Origin of the sequence: Vitreimonas flagellata (assembly GCF_004634425.1) — a bacterium.
GTDB lineage: Bacteria > Pseudomonadota > Alphaproteobacteria > Caulobacterales > Aquidulcibacteraceae > Vitreimonas > Vitreimonas flagellata.
In genome coordinates, this window is record NZ_SBJL01000006.1 from 1 (window position 1) to 16615 (window position 16615).

Here is a 16615-nt window from a genome sequence, read left to right on the forward strand (position 1 = left end):
GTTGAACTGATAGAACAGCTGGCCCTGCGCGCCCGATTTCTCTCCCATCATCGCCGCCTCCCTTGCTCACAACGCAAGGGAATCAGCGTTCGCTGAAATGCGCATCGACTTTTTCAACAAAATTGGCGACAACACGACGTTGCTACGGCCACCCAGCCGGCGGGGGGGGGGGTGGAGCGCGGCAGCCATTCGCTGACTTCGACTTTCCTCGTCGCGGAAGATTGGCCGCCGCTGGTCTCTGAAATCGGCGACGTCGGCCCCAATGATCTCGAACTGTTTTATCTCGGAAACGGTCGACGAAACGCTTATACGCGCGCGAACTAGGCGTCACGGACGCGTTGTCAATTTTATTCACGGCTCCGAACTGACGGCTTCCGGCGACAGCGCGCTATTGCTGCGGGCGCTATTTCACTGACTGCAATTGAGAGAGTGGGCCGGTCGCGAATTTCTTCGCAGCGCGCTTGCCTGAGCTGCCGTCAGGTTTGCGCTGGAAATCAGGCCGCGAGCTCTTAAAGGGGGAGCGTCATTCGCGGGCCTTGTCTTGCCAGTCGGCTCAATCCGCGCGCGACTTAGGCGTTGGGCTCTCCGCGAATGAGAATGTAGGCGATCACCTCGACACCTATCCCAACGTCGATGCTGACTGGCCAGCGCAGCAGTCGCTAATGGAGTCGATCCAAGTGCAATTGGCGTCAGATTGGACGAGTCCGGAGGTCGCGTCACGCTACTTCCTCTGGGCAGTCGATTTGCGGAAATTCACGCAGAGTCGAGGCGTTGCTGCGCGCGGGAGCACACCCTAATCGGACCTAGCGACGGCGCCTCGTGGCCGTTAAGGTCGCGCCGGGAGGTCTTGGGGGATGTCCAAACCTGCAAAGCGTTTTCGCGCTTTTATCAGCTACAGCCAGCGCGACAAATCGATCGCCAAGCGCGTGCACAAGGCATTGGAGACGTATCGGCTGCCCGGCGGCGTGCAGGCGGAAGGGGTCGATAGGTCGCGCCGGATTGGACGTGTGTTTCGCGACGATGAGGAGATGGGCGCGTCGCCAGATCTGGGCGCCACGTTGCGCGGGGCGCTCGAAGACACCGAGGCGTTGATCGTCATCTGCTCGCGCCGATCGGCCAAGTCGAAATGGGTCAACCAGGAAATCGCCCATTTTAAGCGCACAGGTCGCGCAGATCGCATCTTCGCCGTAATTGTCGATGGCGCGCCCGACGCGCGGCATGACCGCGATCAGTGCTTTGCGCCCGCGTTGCGCTTTGAAGTCGACGCCAACGGCGCGGTAACCGACCGACCATCCGAACCGCTCGGTCTCGATCTTCGTGAGCAATCGTTCGAACGCCTGCGCGTGCGTTTGATCGCCGGACTCTTGAACGTGGCTTTCGATGATCTTTGGAATCGCGACCGTCGCCGGCGGCGGGTGAACAATGTCATCGCGGCGGCAACGGTGCTGTTTACGCTCGGGCTGGTGGGCGCGATGGGCGCCTTCTGGCTGAACGAGCGTGTCGAGCGGACGCTGGTTGAAGCCCGCGCGGATATAGGCGAGGGCCGCGTTTCCCAAGCGTTGGAGCGGCTGCGTCCGTTCGAGGTTTGGCCGAATAGTGCGGTAGAGCCAACGTTACGTTCGGTGCTGGGGTGGGCCAGACCGATTGGCGAGCAAGTGGAAGCCCAGGGTCGACCGCGCCTCATTCTCTATCGCGGCGCCGTGCTCATATTGGACCCAGGCGGCCATTTGCACGATGTGTCTGAGATCGGGGGCGCGCCGCAACGCGTGTTGCTGGCGCGCGATCAGCGACGATTGGTAGTCATCGGCGAGAGCCGCACCCTTGTGATTGACGTTGCGACTGGCGCGAAGCTTGCGGAAGCCGAAAACAACGGCACGACCTGGGGGAGCTACGCGTTCGAGACGCCCCAAGGCAGACTGGTTATACTTGGCGTTCGTCCAGGCAGTACGCTGGGCTCGATCTCCTATGGCGCGATGACGGTCTCCGCCGATGGAGCGTCGGCGCAGCGCCTAGACCTGATGCAAAGGGTGGGCCTGGAAAGTGTGTGGCTCGACGGCGCCTGCAACGGCCTCTTCTTGGGCGTGCGCGACGCCGGCGCGATTGGTTTGCCGCTCGTGGCGAACGGAGCGCTCTCTCCCATCGCGTACGAGGCGACGCCAATTGCTCAGATGTTGAGCGCGACCCAGGTTTGGCGCATTGAATCCAATGCCGCCGGCAGTCCCTATGAGGGCAACCCGTTCGAAGCCGAGGCCGCGGACCTTCAAGCTGTGAACCTATTTGCCGAGATCGGGTGCCACGATCTTGCGGCGGACACGGGCGCCGAAGATCTCGACCCGGCCATCGTCGTCCCGGTGCGCCTTGGCGTGCTGAGCGCAAGTGGCGAGGGTTGGCAGGGGATCGCTGCACCGCCAGAGCAGTTTCGGCGTATGGCCACGCCCGCCACCGAAGATGGCGACGGCGAGTTGAGGTTTTGGCGGTCGCTGCCGACACCGGGCGGCATCGCGCCTGAAACGGCGGCGTTCGACGCCGTGAGCGGCGAAACGCTCGCGTTTATTGAAGATCGCGGCAACGCGGGCGTGCGGTGGGCCGCGTGCAGAACCAACGGGCAATGCGCGGAAGTCGTATCGATGCATGACGGGCGGCGACGCTATGACCTTGCACGTTCGCCCGACGGACGGTTTCTCGTCGTGGCGCTCGGCGGCGGGTTGATTGATCTGGAACGGCTCGAGGTTGTCTCGCGCGAACTCCCGACGCAGCAAGGAACAGCCTACGATTTCGAACCTGATCAGACGCAATTGACGTTCGTCGACGAAGGCGACCTCGTCGCGTACCGACCGAGCGCCGGCGGCGCGCGATGGACAAGGGTGGAAGAAATCTCCAATGCCGCACTCCTGCGCGGCGATGTCGGGTTTGCCGGCCTCGTCGCGTTCGGCGCCGGCGAATATCTCGTGGTGCGCGAGAACGGGGCGGCGGTGAGGTTCGCCGGCGATGGGCGCGCGCTTTGGCAAATCACCTATGCGGGCCTCGGCACGGTCTTCGGCGTCCGCTATTCGACGGATCGCCGTTACGTGGCGCTGATCGGCGCCAGCGGCCTTCGGCTGATCAATTCAGACACAGGCTTAGCGCTATCGGGCTTGCTGCGGCCGCCTGGTTGGCCAGCCGAAGAATCCGAAGCCGCGAACTGTGTTTCCAGCGTTCATGTGAGTAACGGCGGCGACCTACGGTTGATTTGCGCATCCTATCCTCAGGCAGTGGCCGCGACGTGGTCCCCGCGCCCATTCACTGGCGATCTGGCGACGCGGACAAACGCGCTGACGTGCGATGCGAATGCGGGTTTAAGTGCAGTGGCGGCGTTGCGACGCTGTCTCGGGCGCTGATGCGATAAGCGTTTTTCGTCGTCACCGATCATCGGCCCGGCGATAGAACGCGTCGTTTCTCTGATTGAGTGAGTAGCTCGAGCCCAGCTTTAAGCAGACGCCGCTGGCCTGCTACGCGACGCGAGGGCTGCCGGGTGCGCGCCGAATTGGCGGGCAGTGCGCGAGCGGCTGCATTCGAGCGCGCCTGCCATTCGGAAAAAGTCGCGGACGGCGCATAGCCCATTGCTGGGCAGGTTCGTGGGCGAATGGATGCGCTCTAGGCGCTCGATTTTTCCCAAGCGCGGTAGCGTGGCGCAAGTTCAGCTGGAAGCGTGCGAATGAACGCCTCATCCAGCGGATAATGGGGCATGTACGCGCGCACGGCGTTGAGAAGGGCTCTACCCTGTTTCAGATCTTTCGGCCGCTTCAGTGCGTTGCGCTTCGTCTGGCGCCCCATCCAGAGTTTTTGTAGGGCGAAATAGCGTGGGTCGGGGACGATGATGCGGGCAGCACTCCCGTCTCGGCAGAGCACAACCCGATCAACGGGGCGTCCAAGCAGCAACCATTCTTGCTCGGGTAAGGGTACAGGGCGCGGCTGATCCAGTTTGCTCATGGTCTTTGCTCTGGACGGCGCCACCAGAATTTCGACTTCATAGGCGTCGGCGTTGCGCGCCTGGAAAGTGCGTTCGAGATTCATCGTGAAAGTGGAATCCACCGCTTTCAGCAAATCCCAAATTGGCTTTGCTTCGCCAGGCTCTGTCGCTGACCACGCCATGTCGAAATCATCTGTCTCAGCGGGCGCGTCATGGAGGATGCCGCCAGCTTCGATGGCGTATGCGGCGATCGCGGTCGTGCCGACGATCAACAAATGCGAGCCAAGGAGATTTCGCCGATCAGCTTCGCGGATGATTGGTCCCGCAGCGCTTGCGATCATCGGCGCGCGCACCGCGCGCGCAAGGCGACCAGTTTCCTGAAGACGTGCGGCGCTACGCTCGAGGCGCTCCTTGGCGTTCGCCTTTTGCGCCTGATATGCGGCGAGCTGTTTGGCCGCGGCCTCCGACCATGGCCCAAGGCTGCGGCCGTTTCCGCGCCGGTCTCGGATCTCATAGAGGTAAGAGCGGCCGGAGACCTCTTTGCGCTGGAGATTGTAGGGCAGTGCATCGAGTGCGCGCGCAGCGTCGATCCAGACGCTGTAATGCTGCTCAAGATTGACCAGCGTGCGGGCCTGCTCGTCGGTAAAGGGCGTGAACAGCATTGCAAAACTTATCCGTCAAAAGCACATATGGGCGATTTTGACGGATAAACTAGCTCGGAACACGCTAACACAAGCTTTATCCGTCAGAAGGAAGGCTGTCGGATTTTGACGGATAAGCTTAAGTGGCGGTTTATTATGGCAATTCTGGCGTCACCGATCGAAAGTTCGCCGCCGTGACGCGACGGGCCCTTCGCGCGAGATCTCGCCGTATATCGAGAAGCGCGGTCGCGCAATTGGCGCGGCGATGGCCGGCGTCGCGACCACCGGCGTCGAGCTAGTCTGGGGTTCGCGAAGGTTCTTCACCGCCAAAGAGGGCGTCGTGAGCCTGTTTGGCCAGGGACAAACCGAGGTCTGACAGGGTGATAGATTTGCTCTTGCCGATCGGGTTGGAGATCAGGCCTTTGGCGTGGACACGCTCCATGGCGCTCCAGTCGAGGCTCTTCCATGCGCGGGCAACGTTGTCATGACCTTCAATCCAATGCCCAAGATAGAGAAGGGCTAAGACGGCTTCATCGATCCTGTCTTCGCGCATTCGCCGCCTCCGACTTCATCCGCGTTCAAGCGCCCTTTCAACGGCCTTGGGATCACGCGCGATGACCTTCAAATAGGCCCGCGTTGGCAGATCCGGCGTCGCTCTGCCTTGCTCCCAGTCCCGCAGGGTGCCCAAGGGAATTTGGTATCGTACGGCAAACTCTTGTTGCGTCAGACCAAGCGCACGTCGCAACACCTTTACTTGCGGTGTGCGTATCATTGAAGCCATCCGCTTTTTTGAAAGTGGCGGATTGTCGGGATCGGCTTTTGCCGCAACCAGTGCTTCAGCATCATCGACGGCGCGACCGCGTGGGACTTTCACGACCACACCCTTGCGTCGCAGTGTGCCGCTCTTATCCATTTTCACGATAGCAGAAGTCTTGCTCAACTCGGGTTGCTCGCCGTGCAGAAATCAAACGAATGCGCTGGGGGGCGCCATAGCTCCGGTCGGTGTGAACGACCATGAGGAGGCCGTTTCCCGCCATACCGAGGAGAATGGCGCGCTCCTCGCCAAAGGTCTCGCTGTCATCAATCCATTCGACACCCATCGGGTCGCGAAATGCCTGGGTCGCTTACTCGAAGCTCACGCCATGTTTGCGCAGGTTCTGGCGCGCCTTTTCATCGTCCCATTCGAACTCGATCATACTACTGGTTTCCCGTAGCTGTCAAAGCGGTTTCAATATCGGCGCCGGCGTACAGGGATTCGAGCGGCCGAGAGCGCGCCGAACTTGCGGGCAAGGCACGATAGGCAGGTTTAGAGCGCGTCGGTCATTCGAGAAATATTGCTCAGCGCCGGGCCGTGGCCCAATTCTGCCCCTCAAGACGATCCGTTCAGAGCCCAGTCGTAGGCGTAGGTGGAGATTGTTGTCGCCTGCTCGAGGCGTACTTGTAGATCGGGCGAGGCGTATCGGCGGAAATGAGCCAAGACGCCAGCGTCGTTGCCGCCAAAGTCGGCTGCGAACCATCGATATATTGTTGAGGCCTGGACGCGCCCTTGGCTGTCGATCGACACGCCGCGCGGGTGGTTGATGTAGGCGCGCGCCGCTCTCGTCAGATCAGCATCCATGGTCTCGGCCCTCCAAGCCCGCGCGGCAAGGTTGGGACACCCTATCGACGCGCAGTTTATAGCGTAGTGAATGCGCGGCTCGTTGAAATCTGGACGCAGGATTGAGTGTTCGATCTGGTCCAAGGTGAGACGCCGGCCCTCGATCGTAACGCGTGGCGTTCGCCATGGACCACTCAGGCCCCGCGGGTCCAAAGTTTGGCTGCGAATGTCGCGGATGGAGCGTACCGGGTAGTTTTCGAGGACGATTTGCAGCGTGACCGCATTGTAGAGGTTGATCCAATGCGCGAGTTGGGCGTCGCGTGTCATGCGCGATGGGCGGTCCTGCTCAAGCGAGGCGACATAGGAATTGAGTGCGTCGACATCGCTCGCATTTGACGCCCATGCCGCATATCGCACGCGATTGATCCCATCGGCCGAAGCGACGACATATCGCGCGAGCAGGCGATCGTAAGTTGCGGTGTCGGCGGCGTACGCGGCGACCGGCCAGCCTGCCATTCCAAATGCGAGGGTTGCGGCGGCGAGCAGTTTGCGGCCAAGCATCAGTAGACTCCCAACTTCACCCATTTGGCTACGCATCAGCGTCTCCTTTGGATACACTGGCGCTGCATCTGAGCGCACTTGACCTGGCAATCTGCCCGCATTCTGGTGGGTCGGGAGCTTATTGAGGTGCGCAGTGGAAGCGATCTATTGGGTTTTGACCTGGGCGTGCCATCGGCGGTGCAAGCATTGCTACGATGATCGCTTTCGGCCGTATGTGCGCGAAGACCTGACGCGCGTTGTCGGTGAGGGGCAGAGCGCCTATCGCAACATCATCGCAAACCTGCCGGATGATATAAGCTATGTGGACGCGAGTGGCGCACGCAAGCGCACGCTTATGGTGTTGGCGGGTGGCGAAGTATTGATCGACGGCGTGCGCGAGGAATTGTTCTATCCGGTGCTTGAAGAAATAGCGCGTCGTTGGGGCGATCGGGGGCCGCACATTTCGGTGCAGACCACAGGCGACATTCTGACCTCCGACCATATCGAAGGGATGCTCTCGCGTGGCGTGCGCACGATTGCGATTGCTTCAATCGATGACTTTCACGCTGGTCTGGAGGGAGACAGGAAGTTTGCGCTGATGGAGCATGTGCGCGGACTGATGGCGCCGTTCGGTGCTCGGGAAGTGGGTCTGGGCGGCGCGCGTGATCCGCGCCTTAAAGCGCCGACCCCGAGGCCTGCTGATGATGATCGAGGGCCGTTCTTCTTGTTCTTCGGCGCCCAGCCGGATTTGTGGATTGGTGAACTCTGGCCGCGCGGTCGCGCGTGGGCGAATGGCCTCTCTGAGGCGACATACGAAACCAACTTTTGCGCCCGCTGGAGCGGTGGAAAGAACTTTCTGAATTATGGTCGGGCGGGTTCAGAGGTTGCGCTCGAACCGGGTGGCTCTGTCTATCCGTGCTGTCTCAAGACTAAGGCGCCGTTGGGCAGCGTCGCCGAGGAGCGCCTTATCGATATTCTCGACAGCCTGAAGGGTCACCCTGCCTTTGAAGCGATTAATGCCGGTGATCCTGAAGCGATGGGGGTAAGCGCCGGCTGGAGCCGCGAGGCGTATCGCGACGCTTCAACGGTGACGGACCCTAAGGGCCGGAACTTTGCCAATGTCTGCATCGGCTGCGATGCGTATTTTGCCGCGCACCTTGGGGATGAGTTGGCGGCGATCCGCGCCCGGCGCTTGGCTGCCGTCAAAGCTCGGGACGCGAAATTGTCGTCTTTGCCGAGCGTATGAAGTCCATGGTCCACACTGATCCGCCACGCAACAAGTTCAGCGATCCGAACTTGACCGCAAAAGGCGAACCGCGTGCGCGGGTGGCGTTTGGCGAACTGAAGACCCTATGGGTCAACACGGGCACGCTCTGCAATATCACCTGTGCGCACTGCTATATCGAAAGTTCGCCATCCAATGACCGCCTTGTCTATATGACTGAAGCGGATTTGGCGCCGTTTCTCGATGAGGTGGCCCAGCTTGTCCGTGAGCCCATCGAGATTGGCTTCACGGGCGGAGAGCCTTTTCTCAATCCGCGGATTATCGGCCTTCTGGAAATGTCGCTCACGCGTGGCCATCGCGTCTTGATCTTGACCAATGCGATGCGGCCCATGATGCGCCCGCACATGCGCGATGGAATGCTCGCCCTTAAAGCCCAGTATGGCGAGCGGATCACGCTCCGGATTAGCCTCGACCATTACAACGCCGATCTTCACGACGAAGAACGCGGGCCCGGCAGTTTCGTCGCGACGCTGGATGGGATCGACTGGCTGGCGCAGGCGGGCTTTAGCGTGTCTTTGGCTGGGCGCACCCTTTGGGGAGGCGATGAAGCTGAAATGCGTGCTGGCTTTGCCCGCCTGATTGCGGCGCACGGCTGGCCCATCGATGCAGGCAGCTCAGAGCAACTCGTCCTTTTTCCAGAGATGGATGAGAGCGCCGAAGTCCCGGAAATTAGCGACGCGTGCTGGGGGATATTGAAAGTCGCGCCGGCGGCGATGATGTGCGCGAGCGCGCGCATGGTGGTGAAGCGAAAAGGCGCGGACGCGCCATCAGTGATCGCCTGCACGCTCCTCCCTTACGAACCGGGATTCGAATTGGCGGCGCGGCTCAGCGATAGTCTAGCGCCGGTCGCGCTTAATCATCGCCATTGCGCTAAGTTCTGCGTGCTGGGTGGCGGCAGCTGCTCGGCTTAAGCTGTGGCGAAGCGGCGCGCGCAAATCGCGTCGAGTTTTTGCACCAAGTCTGGATCCCACTTTGCGGGATCCGTGATGAGCGCCATGTCGAGGCAGGTATCTATCGGCGATGCTGAACGTGAGATCTTGCTTAGTCCCAAAGTGAGTTCGGCCACGACCTGTCTGGCGCGGGCGACGTTGGCGTGCATGACGGCGAGGATGCTGGCGACATCGACATCGGCGTTGTCTGCGCGCCAGCAATCGTAATCGGTGACCATGCATAGAGCGGCGTAGGGAAGTTCAGCTTCGCGCGCGAGACGCGCCTCTGGCATCGCCGTCATCCCGATGATGTCACATCCCCAGCTACGATAGAGACGGCTTTCCGCGCGCGTTGAAAATTGAGGGCCTTCCATCGCGAGATAGGTCGCCTTTGGCTTGATCTCAGCGCCTGCGCGGGCGCCGGCGTCGCGGACTAGCGCCGAGAGACGCGGACACACGGGATCGGCCATCGAGACATGAGCGACGAGTCCGGCTCCAAAGAAACTGTTGGGACGCTGGCGTGTGCGATCGATGTATTGATCGGCAAGCACAAGTGCGCCGGGCGGCAGATCCTCACGCAGCGACCCGACTGCGGATACAGAGACGATGTCCGTGCAGCCCGCGCGCTTCAGCACATCGATATTGGCGCGGGCGTTGATGGCGGATGGCGGGATCATGTGTCCGCGCCCGTGCCGGGGCAGGAACGCAAGCTCCACGCCATTGAGCACACCCGTTAGCACCTCGTCCGACGCATCGCCCCAGGGGCTGTCAATCCGCGTCCAACGGCGGTCTTCGAGGGCGTCGATGTCGTAGAGGCCCGAGCCGCCGATAATCCCTAAACGCCAAGCCGTCATGCGATCGATCTCTCAAGGAATTTGCGCGAGCAACCGAACCAACAGCTTGGTGCGCGGCGAGAACAGGCTCGCGGTATAGAATTGTCCCGCTGCGCGCTTCAAGATTTCGGCGCGGGTAGGATAGGCTGGCACGAAGCTTGAGGTGAAAGCGGCGATCTTGAGCTTGTTGGCGATCGCGAGCGCGACCGTTGCGATGCTCTCACCCGCATGCGCTCCGACAATCACCGCACCCAAAATCGCACCATTGCTGCGGACGATAATGCGCGTAAAGCCCTGCGTGGCGCGCTCGGTCTGGGCGCGATCATTATCGTGCATCGGCACGAACAGCACACGCACCCTATCGCCCCAGCGCGCCCGCGCTTGCGCTTCCGAAAGGCCGACGGCTGCGTATTCGGGCTCGGTATAGATGACGCGTGGGATGGGCGCAGCGTCCGCGCGTCCAGGCGAGAGCTTGAACAGGGCATTGCGCACAAACAGCGATCCGTGGAGGCCTGCAGCGTGGGTGAATTGTTCGCGCGAGGCGACGTCACCCAGCGCATAGACGCGGCGGTTGGACGATCGCAGGTGAGCGTCAGTAGTAACGCCGCGTTCGTTATAAGCGACGCCGGCAGCCTCTAGCCCAAGGTCCTCGATGTTGGGCATGCGTCCAGTAGCGACCAGAAGGTGTGAACCTTCGATGCACTTGATTGCGCCGTTTAACTCGATGTGAGCGGCGATCGCGCCCTCTATGCCTTCGATGCGCTCAGCCTTCGCCGATTCAAGCAGTGTCACGCCTTCTGCGTTCAGTTGCGCGCGCAGCACTTTGGCGGCTTGGTCATCTTTGCCGGCGAATAGCGTGCTGGCTTCGATCAAAGTGACTTTGGATCCCAGGCGGGCAAAAGCTTGGCCGAGTTCGAGCCCGATTGCGCCAGCGCCAAGGATGATGAGATGTGTTGGCAACGCATCGATGGAGAAGACAGTCTCGTTGGTGAGATAGGGGACCTCGTTCAAGCCCGGAATGGGCGGCGCGCCGGCGCGGGCGCCGGTGGCGATCACCATCAGTCGCGCACGCACGCGCACACTTTCAGAGACGATCGTGCGCGCGTCGGCAAAGCGCGCGCGTTCGCGCACCACACGCACGCCCAAACCTTCAAACCGCTCCTGGCTATCGATTGGCGCTATCGTTTCGATCACGCCGTTGACGTGGGCCTTGACGCTGGACCAATCGACCTGCGGCGGTGCGATGTCGAGCCCAAGAGGCGCCGCCGTGCGTGCGCTTTCGGCTGCGCGCGCCGCCGCGATCAGCGACTTGGACGGTACGCAGCCATAATTGAGGCAGTCGCCTCCCATTTCACCGCTCTCAAACAGCACGACCTTCTGGCCGAGCTGAGCGGCGCCGGAGGCTGCCACGAGTCCCGCGGAGCCGCCGCCGATAATGGCGATATCCGCCTTGATGTCTTCCATAGAAAACCGAACTCCTAGCCCGCAGCTTGCGGGCGTTTAAAGCGGCTATAGATTGCCGGCGCGATTGCGAGCGCGGCGAGTGCTACGAAGGCGGGCGCAAGTTCGCGCGCGAACGCCGCGATATCGGGAGCTTCGCCAGCGTCGAACGCAGCGCCAAGACCCGCGCCGATCCACGTGTAGGCGATGACGCCGGGGATGATGCCGACGGCGGTCGTCCAAATGAAGCTACTCAAGCGCGCGCCGAGAAAAGCGGGTGCGACATTGGCGATAAAGAACGGGACGACTGGGACTAGCCGGAGCGTGAGCAGATAGCTGATGGCGTTTTCCTTGAAGCCTGCCTCTAACTTCTTCAGAAACGGGCCAGCGCGTGCGCGGAGCGCGTCGGCAAGCAGGTAACGCGCGATCACAAACAGAGCGGTTGCCCCTAAGGTGGCGCCGATCGTGGTGGCGACAACGCCGCCGGCTAATCCGAACAAATAGCCGCCCAAAATTGTGATCCAGAACGCGCCTGGGAACGCCAGGGTGGTCACCACTGCATAGATTCCGATGAAGGCGGCGAAGGCGAGAATCTGATTGTCCGCCACCAATGCCGTCAGCGTCTGGCGCTGGGCGCGAAGCGTCTCGAAATTCAGATAGTCAAAGACACCCAAACGCCACGCCGCAAACAGACCCAAAGCGAGCACGGCGCCGAGCGCGAGCCTGCCCCAAATGCCGCGTCGAGCGGGCGGCGCTTGTTCGACGTCGGCCATGCTTCATCCTCCAGCGCCCGCACTAGGCATGAGCGCTCACCCTGGGTACGCGCACGCGGTGACGCGGTTACATCTTGTTTGCACCGGTCGCAGTATCTGCCGCACTTGCCAACCCCAAACGCTCCCCATCATGTAGTTTCCATGGGCATTGCGGTCATCATTCCGACGCTGAACGCCGAAGAGAGCCTCGCTGCGACCCTGCGTTCCGTTGCGGAGGCCGAGGAGGTCATCGTTATCGATGCCGGCTCCGAAGATGCTACCGTTCGCGTGGCCCGCTCGGCCGGCGCGCGCGTCCAGGCAAGTACGCGCGGGCGTGGTCAGCAGATGCGCGCGGGCGCCGATATGGCGACCCAAGACTGGTTGCTCTTCTTGCACGCCGATACGATTTTGGCGGCTGATTGGCGGACCTATGTCGATGCGCATGCGCACGGCGCGAAAGCAGCGGCAACTGCTGGCGTGTTCCGCTTCAAGCTGGACGATGCCGCATGGCAAGCGCGCGTTTTGGAGTGGCTGGTGGCGTTGCGGGTTTTTCTCTTCGCGCTTCCGTACGGGGATCAAGGTCTGTTGATCCATCGCAGCCTTTACGCTGCACTCGGCGGGTTTCGGCCGCTGCCGCTTATGGAAGACGTGGACTTCGTGCGCCGCATCGGCAGGCGCCGGTTGCGGACACTTGCCTGCAGCGCAACAACCTCAGCGCGGCGCTGGCGCGAAGATGGTTGGTTTTTGCGCAGCGCGCGCAATGTCGTTTGTCTCACGCTGTTCGGCTTTGGCGCGCCGATTGAGCGGATTGCACGTCTTTATGGCCGCTGATCGTACTCTGGTGCTGATGGCGCGGCGGCCAATTCTTGGCCAGGGCAAGCGCCGCTTGGCGGCTGATGTCGGCGATTGCGCGGCGCACCGCTTTCAACGCGTCGCACTCGGGCGACTGTCGCAGCGTTTAGGCGCAGATCCGCGTTGGCGGCTTTGCCTGGCCATCACACCCGATGAGCCTGTGCGGTGTCTCGGCGCTGATTTTGTGGTCGGGCAGGGCGAGGGTGATCTCGGTCAGCGCATGACGCGGCTTTCGCAGCGACTGGCGCCGGGGCCGCTTGTGATCATCGGCAGCGACACGCCCGAGGTGGTCGCGGGCGATATAGAAAGGGCCTTCGAAGCGCTGAAAGCCGGCGACGCCGTCATCGGCCCTGCGCTTGATGGCGGCTATTGGCTTATTGGCTTCAGCCAGGATCAACGCGCGCATCTTCCCTTTACGGGCGTTCGATGGTCGACGCCGCATGCGCGCGCCGATACGCTCAATAATCTGGCCGGCAAGCGCGTGATGATGCTGCGCGAGTTAGAAGATATTGATGACGGCGCCAGTTATCGCCGTTGGCGCCAGCGGGTGGCGGGGAGGCTAGGCAAATGAGCGGCATACGATCTTTTTTTGTCACTGCGGCGTTTGCCCTATCGTTAGCGCTGCCGATCTATTTTGCGGGAGCAGCGCTTGCCACGCGTTTCGGCTTGATTGATTGGCGTTTTGGTTTCGGCACGCTCACGCTGGGCTATGGGCCGCTCTTGCTGATGGCGGCGGCGGGGTTAGCGTTGATCGCGCTTGTCCTTGCTCTGGTGGTCAAGCCAAGGACCGGTTGGGGCAAGGCTGCGCTCGCGCTTGTCATACCAGTGCTGGCGCTCGGTTATGCGGGCTACGTACGCAGTGAAGCGGCCTCGATTCCGCCTATTCACGATATCGTTTCCGATCCCGATGCGCCGCTCATGTTTTCAGACCGCGTGATGGCGTTGCGCGCCGCCGTACCGGGCGCCAATGCGGTTGAAGCCGACCCACGCGTGCCCGACGATGATCGCTTCGGGCCTGCTGCTGGTCAGTCGGCGCGCGCGCTGCAACGCAGCGCCTACCCGGACATTCAACCCATCTTGGTTGCGCAAGCGCCGGCCGAGGCGTTTGAGACGGCGCTGGCGGCGGCCCGCGCCGAGGGCTGGAGCATCGATGCAATCGATCCGCAGAACGGCCGCATAGAGGCCAGCGTCCGCTCTTTGTGGTTCGGCTTTGTCGATGACGTGGTCGTGCAAGTCGCGGCCGCGGAGGGGGGATCACGGATTGATGTGCGCTCGACTTCGCGCGTTGGGGTTTCTGATCTTGGCGCCAACGCCAAGCGCGTACGGGCGTTTCAAAGCGCATTCCGGTGATGGGCGAGGCGCTGACTTTCAGCGAACCCATTATTCGCTTCGGTGCTTTCTTCGGTGTGTTCTTGGTAATGGGCGCCTGGGAGCTAGCGGCCCCGAGGCGCGTTCAAGCGATCCCAAGGCTGCGGCGTTGGCCCGGCAATCTCGGGCTCTCTGTGATCAACACCGTGGCGCTGCGCTTACTTTTCCCAGCTGCCGCGGTCGGCGCTGCGCTCTTCGCTGAAGCCCATGGCTTGGGGCTTTTTCAGGTGATCAACGCCCCGGGCGTGGTTGCGGTAGTTTTGTCCGTGATCGTCCTCGACCTTGTGATTTACCTGCAGCATCGGCTGTTTCACGCCGTGCCACTGCTTTGGCGCCTCCATCGCGTCCATCACGCGGATCTTGAATTCGACGTGACGACGGGCGTGCGATTCCATCCGTTGGAAATCGTAGTGTCGATGTGCATCAAGATCGGCGTGGTCACGGCGCTAGGCGCGCCTGCGGTCGCTGTCTTGGTGTTCGAAGTGCTGCTCAATGCGGCAACCATGTTCAATCATGCAAACATCAAGTTACCTCAGCCGCTCGATCGGATCATGCGAGTGGTTGTTGTGACGCCCGACATGCACCGCGTACATCACTCGGTGCGCCGGGAGGAAACCGACAGCAATTTCGGCTTCAGTTTGCCCTGGTGGGATTGGGTGTTTCGGACCTACCGAACCCAGCCCGCGGATGGCCATGACGCAATGATCATGGGTATTGAAAAATTCCGCGACCCTGGGGAATTGCAGCTGGCGCGGATGCTGCTTCAACCGGTGCGCTCCGAAGACTGACGACCGCCATATGGGATGTGCTCACAGCCAGGATGAGATCTCCGCGAGAGGTTTCTTGACGCCGCCATAGACAGGTGCACGGCAATCTGCCTTGGGATAGCCGACGACCAGAAGGACGACAGGCTTTTCAGACTTGGGGCGGCCACAGATCGTATTAAGAAATCCCATGGGACTGGGGGTATGTGTGACCCTGGCGAGACCCGCTTGGTGGAGGGCCGCAATCAAGAAGCCCGTGGCGATGCCTACGGATTCCGGCACATAATAATGACTGAAACGGCTACCATCTGCGCGGACGCCGTATTTCTGGGCGAAGATCGCGATCAGCGCGGGTGCATCCTCGAGGAAGGGCTTGTTTGGATCGGCGCCAAGCGGCGCTAGCGCTTCCAGCCATTCTTGCGGCGCACGCTCGGCATAGAACTCACGTTCCTCGGCCTCAGCGGCTTCGCGAATTTTCCTTTTGACCGAAGGCTCCGTGATGACCGTGAAGAACCACGGCTGTTGGTTGGCCCCGGACGGCGCGGCGCCTGCGGCCAGCAAGCATTGCTCAAGAACTTCGCGAGGGACTTGGGCGCTATCGAAATCGCGAACCGTTCGCCGACGCGCAATGTTTGTGTAAAAGGCTCGAGCCCTTTCGCACATCTCAGCAGGCGCGTAGCGGCGGTAGTCCGCTAGGGGTTCAAGTGCGGTTACGCCGGGCATGATCACCCTCAGTTCTCCAGATCGCTCGCTTTTTCATAGCCGGAGCTCTGCGTTGCACGCCAGCGGCTCAAGACTAGTTAGGAAGATGGGGAGGCCCACGAGTGTTCGAACGAGTCAAAGCGAAGCGCCCTTTATGACGCTGCGATCGCCGATCTCTTGGGCGCGCGTGCATTAGTCCCAGCAGGCGAGACTTGCTGAGGGCGGTCGGTTTCCTTGCTTTGCGTGGTAAGCTAAGCTGGCACAAACCGAAGCGCAGCGCCGTTGTTGCAATAGCGCAGGCCAGTGGGGTGGGGGCCATCTTCGAACACGTGGCCCTGGTGCCCGAGGCAACGCGCGCAATGATATTCCGTCCGCGGTGTGAACAGCAGGAAGTCCTCCTTCGTCCCGATGTTCGCCTCGTTCACGCGGAAGAAACTCGGCCAGCCGGTTCCGGAATCGAACTTCCACTCCGAGCGGAAGAGCTCAAGCTCGCATCCGGCGCAAACGAACGTCCCGCGCCGATGTTCGTTGTCGAGCGGGCTCGTGCCGGCGCGTTCGGTGGCTTCTTGGCGCAGCACCCGGAACGCCAGCGGTTCAAGCCGCGCACGCCACTGCGCCTCGGTGAGACGACGGATCGGATCGTTGGCATAGCGCGCTTCATTGGCGGCGGTTGGGATTTGTTGCGCCTCCGCGCCGCAAGCGGCGATCGGCAGCGCGGCTGCGGTAAGGAAGAGGATGCGGCGTGAGATTATCATACTATGAGGTACGGATAGCGGGCGTGCTCGGTTTCAGCGGTGCTGCAGCGGCGAAGAAATGCACCATCGCAATGACCGCTCTCGGCGTGCGCCGTGCAAAGGCGGCGCTTTCCAGTGGGTGCAAGCCCCACCCGGCAGATGCTCCAGCCGGAAGCGATCGGAGCAGACAGGGAGGTAACGAACTGGCTGAAGCCTTCGATAATCGTGT

General features: G+C 61.7%; 18 protein-coding genes. 7 read left to right on the forward strand and 11 right to left on the reverse strand.

Annotated features, from left to right (window positions below):
• Positions 1 to 854 precede the first annotated feature (854 nt).
• On the forward strand, positions 855 to 3377 hold the full coding sequence (locus EPJ54_RS19460) for a toll/interleukin-1 receptor domain-containing protein (RefSeq protein ID WP_135213447.1): 2523 nt from the start codon (positions 855 to 857) through the stop codon (positions 3375 to 3377).
• 256 nt (positions 3378 to 3633) lie between these two features.
• Here EPJ54_RS19460 and EPJ54_RS19465 read toward each other — a convergent pair whose 3' ends face one another.
• From EPJ54_RS19465 to EPJ54_RS19485, 5 genes are all read right to left on the reverse strand, one after another.
• Positions 3634 to 4611, reverse strand: a complete 978-nt coding sequence (locus EPJ54_RS19465) for a GSU2403 family nucleotidyltransferase fold protein (protein ID WP_135213448.1) — start codon at positions 4609 to 4611, stop codon at positions 3634 to 3636.
• A 274-nt stretch (positions 4612 to 4885) separates the two neighbouring features.
• Positions 4886 to 5143: a DUF6429 family protein gene (locus tag EPJ54_RS19470; RefSeq protein WP_135213449.1), complete on the reverse strand. Its 258-nt coding sequence runs from the start codon at positions 5141 to 5143 to the stop codon at positions 4886 to 4888.
• A 15-nt stretch (positions 5144 to 5158) separates the two neighbouring features.
• Positions 5159 to 5503 carry a helix-turn-helix domain-containing protein gene (locus tag EPJ54_RS19475; protein WP_135213462.1) on the reverse strand — a complete coding sequence of 115 codons (345 nt, stop codon included), beginning with the start codon at positions 5501 to 5503 and terminating at the stop codon, positions 5159 to 5161.
• Positions 5496 to 5690: a BrnT family toxin gene (locus EPJ54_RS20495; protein ID WP_420823053.1), complete on the reverse strand. Its 195-nt coding sequence runs from the start codon at positions 5688 to 5690 to the stop codon at positions 5496 to 5498. The genes EPJ54_RS19475 and EPJ54_RS20495 overlap by 8 nt, the downstream gene beginning before the upstream one ends.
• A 269-nt stretch (positions 5691 to 5959) precedes the next feature.
• On the reverse strand, positions 5960 to 6784 hold the full coding sequence (locus tag EPJ54_RS19485; protein ID WP_135213450.1) for a DUF547 domain-containing protein: 825 nt from the start codon (positions 6782 to 6784) through the stop codon (positions 5960 to 5962).
• Between the two features lie 97 nt (positions 6785 to 6881).
• Here EPJ54_RS19485 and EPJ54_RS19490 point away from each other — a divergent pair, with 97 nt between their 5' ends.
• Both EPJ54_RS19490 and EPJ54_RS19495 read left to right on the forward strand, forming a co-directional pair.
• The gene (locus EPJ54_RS19490) at positions 6882 to 7973 is read left to right on the forward strand and encodes a radical SAM/SPASM domain-containing protein (protein WP_135213451.1); all 1092 of its coding nucleotides are present in this window, start codon (positions 6882 to 6884) and stop codon (positions 7971 to 7973) included.
• Positions 7970 to 8923 carry a radical SAM protein gene (locus tag EPJ54_RS19495; RefSeq protein ID WP_420823054.1) on the forward strand — a complete coding sequence of 318 codons (954 nt, stop codon included), beginning with the start codon at positions 7970 to 7972 and terminating at the stop codon, positions 8921 to 8923. Before EPJ54_RS19490 ends, EPJ54_RS19495 begins: the two co-directional genes overlap by 4 nt.
• Here the strand turns inward: EPJ54_RS19495 and mtnP are convergent.
• Genes mtnP through EPJ54_RS19510 form a run of 3 tightly spaced genes read right to left on the reverse strand, consistent with a single transcriptional unit; the run spans position 8920 to position 11987 of the window.
• A complete protein-coding gene (mtnP, locus tag EPJ54_RS19500; RefSeq protein WP_135213453.1) occupies positions 8920 to 9795 on the reverse strand; it encodes an S-methyl-5'-thioadenosine phosphorylase in 876 nt (291 codons plus the stop codon). The genes EPJ54_RS19495 and mtnP overlap by 4 nt on opposite strands.
• Before the next feature lie 12 nt (positions 9796 to 9807).
• Positions 9808 to 11238, reverse strand: coding sequence for a dihydrolipoyl dehydrogenase family protein (locus EPJ54_RS19505; protein WP_135213454.1), 1431 nt, complete (start codon positions 11236 to 11238; stop codon positions 9808 to 9810).
• Positions 11239 to 11252: 14 nt separating this feature from the next.
• A complete protein-coding gene (locus EPJ54_RS19510) occupies positions 11253 to 11987 on the reverse strand; it encodes a TVP38/TMEM64 family protein (protein ID WP_135213455.1) in 735 nt (244 codons plus the stop codon).
• Positions 11988 to 12128: 141 nt separating this feature from the next.
• Between EPJ54_RS19510 and EPJ54_RS19515 the strand changes: the two genes are divergently transcribed.
• From EPJ54_RS19515 to EPJ54_RS19530, 4 genes are read left to right on the forward strand one after another with little or no spacing between them, the layout of a single operon-like run.
• Complete coding sequence (locus EPJ54_RS19515) at positions 12129 to 12797, forward strand: TIGR04283 family arsenosugar biosynthesis glycosyltransferase (RefSeq protein WP_135213456.1); 669 nt, start codon at positions 12129 to 12131, stop codon at positions 12795 to 12797.
• On the forward strand, positions 12787 to 13389 hold the full coding sequence (locus tag EPJ54_RS19520; RefSeq protein WP_135213457.1) for a TIGR04282 family arsenosugar biosynthesis glycosyltransferase: 603 nt from the start codon (positions 12787 to 12789) through the stop codon (positions 13387 to 13389). The genes EPJ54_RS19515 and EPJ54_RS19520 overlap by 11 nt, the downstream gene beginning before the upstream one ends.
• Positions 13386 to 14168 (forward strand): DUF1499 domain-containing protein, encoded by a 783-nt coding sequence (locus EPJ54_RS19525; protein WP_135213458.1) that lies wholly within the window; start codon positions 13386 to 13388, stop codon positions 14166 to 14168. Before EPJ54_RS19520 ends, EPJ54_RS19525 begins: the two co-directional genes overlap by 4 nt.
• Positions 14168 to 14974 carry a sterol desaturase family protein gene (locus tag EPJ54_RS19530; RefSeq protein ID WP_135213459.1) on the forward strand — a complete coding sequence of 269 codons (807 nt, stop codon included), beginning with the start codon at positions 14168 to 14170 and terminating at the stop codon, positions 14972 to 14974. Before EPJ54_RS19525 ends, EPJ54_RS19530 begins: the two co-directional genes overlap by 1 nt.
• Before the next feature lie 21 nt (positions 14975 to 14995).
• Here the strand turns inward: EPJ54_RS19530 and EPJ54_RS19535 are convergent, their stop codons facing one another.
• The 3 genes from EPJ54_RS19535 to EPJ54_RS20175 form a co-directional block, all read right to left on the reverse strand.
• Entirely contained in the window at positions 14996 to 15673 is a 678-nt protein-coding gene (locus EPJ54_RS19535; RefSeq protein ID WP_135213460.1) for a nitroreductase family protein, read from the reverse strand.
• A 230-nt stretch (positions 15674 to 15903) separates the two neighbouring features.
• Complete coding sequence (gene msrB / locus EPJ54_RS19540; RefSeq protein WP_135213461.1) at positions 15904 to 16407, reverse strand: peptide-methionine (R)-S-oxide reductase MsrB; 504 nt, start codon at positions 16405 to 16407, stop codon at positions 15904 to 15906.
• Positions 16404 to 16615, reverse strand: a 212-nt coding sequence (locus EPJ54_RS20175; protein WP_239591042.1) for a hypothetical protein, incomplete at its 5' end; no start/stop codon positions are given. The genes msrB and EPJ54_RS20175, both read right to left, overlap by 4 nt.

Bases quoted from the DNA above. Each gene is read 5' to 3' on its own strand.
- EPJ54_RS19460 (WP_135213447.1), top strand. From the start codon at position 855: ATGTCCAAACCTGCAAAGCGTTTTCGCGCTTTTATCAGCTACAGCCAG.
- EPJ54_RS19465 (WP_135213448.1), bottom strand. From the start codon at position 4,611: ATGCTGTTCACGCCCTTTACCGACGAGCAGGCCCGCACGCTGGTCAAT.
- EPJ54_RS19470 (WP_135213449.1), bottom strand. From the start codon at position 5,143: ATGCGCGAAGACAGGATCGATGAAGCCGTCTTAGCCCTTCTCTATCTT.
- EPJ54_RS19475 (WP_135213462.1), bottom strand. From the start codon at position 5,503: ATGGATAAGAGCGGCACACTGCGACGCAAGGGTGTGGTCGTGAAAGTC.
- EPJ54_RS20495 (WP_420823053.1), bottom strand. From the start codon at position 5,690: ATGGGTGTCGAATGGATTGATGACAGCGAGACCTTTGGCGAGGAGCGC.
- EPJ54_RS19485 (WP_135213450.1), bottom strand. From the start codon at position 6,784: ATGCGTAGCCAAATGGGTGAAGTTGGGAGTCTACTGATGCTTGGCCGC.
- EPJ54_RS19495 (WP_420823054.1), top strand. From the start codon at position 7,970: ATGAAGTCCATGGTCCACACTGATCCGCCACGCAACAAGTTCAGCGAT.
- mtnP (WP_135213453.1), bottom strand. From the start codon at position 9,795: ATGACGGCTTGGCGTTTAGGGATTATCGGCGGCTCGGGCCTCTACGAC.
- EPJ54_RS19505 (WP_135213454.1), bottom strand. From the start codon at position 11,238: ATGGAAGACATCAAGGCGGATATCGCCATTATCGGCGGCGGCTCCGCG.
- EPJ54_RS19510 (WP_135213455.1), bottom strand. From the start codon at position 11,987: ATGGCCGACGTCGAACAAGCGCCGCCCGCTCGACGCGGCATTTGGGGC.
- EPJ54_RS19515 (WP_135213456.1), top strand. From the start codon at position 12,129: ATGGGCATTGCGGTCATCATTCCGACGCTGAACGCCGAAGAGAGCCTC.
- EPJ54_RS19520 (WP_135213457.1), top strand. From the start codon at position 12,787: ATGGCCGCTGATCGTACTCTGGTGCTGATGGCGCGGCGGCCAATTCTT.
- EPJ54_RS19525 (WP_135213458.1), top strand. From the start codon at position 13,386: ATGAGCGGCATACGATCTTTTTTTGTCACTGCGGCGTTTGCCCTATCG.
- EPJ54_RS19530 (WP_135213459.1), top strand. From the start codon at position 14,168: ATGGGCGAGGCGCTGACTTTCAGCGAACCCATTATTCGCTTCGGTGCT.
- EPJ54_RS19535 (WP_135213460.1), bottom strand. From the start codon at position 15,673: ATGCCCGGCGTAACCGCACTTGAACCCCTAGCGGACTACCGCCGCTAC.
- msrB (WP_135213461.1), bottom strand. From the start codon at position 16,407: ATGATAATCTCACGCCGCATCCTCTTCCTTACCGCAGCCGCGCTGCCG.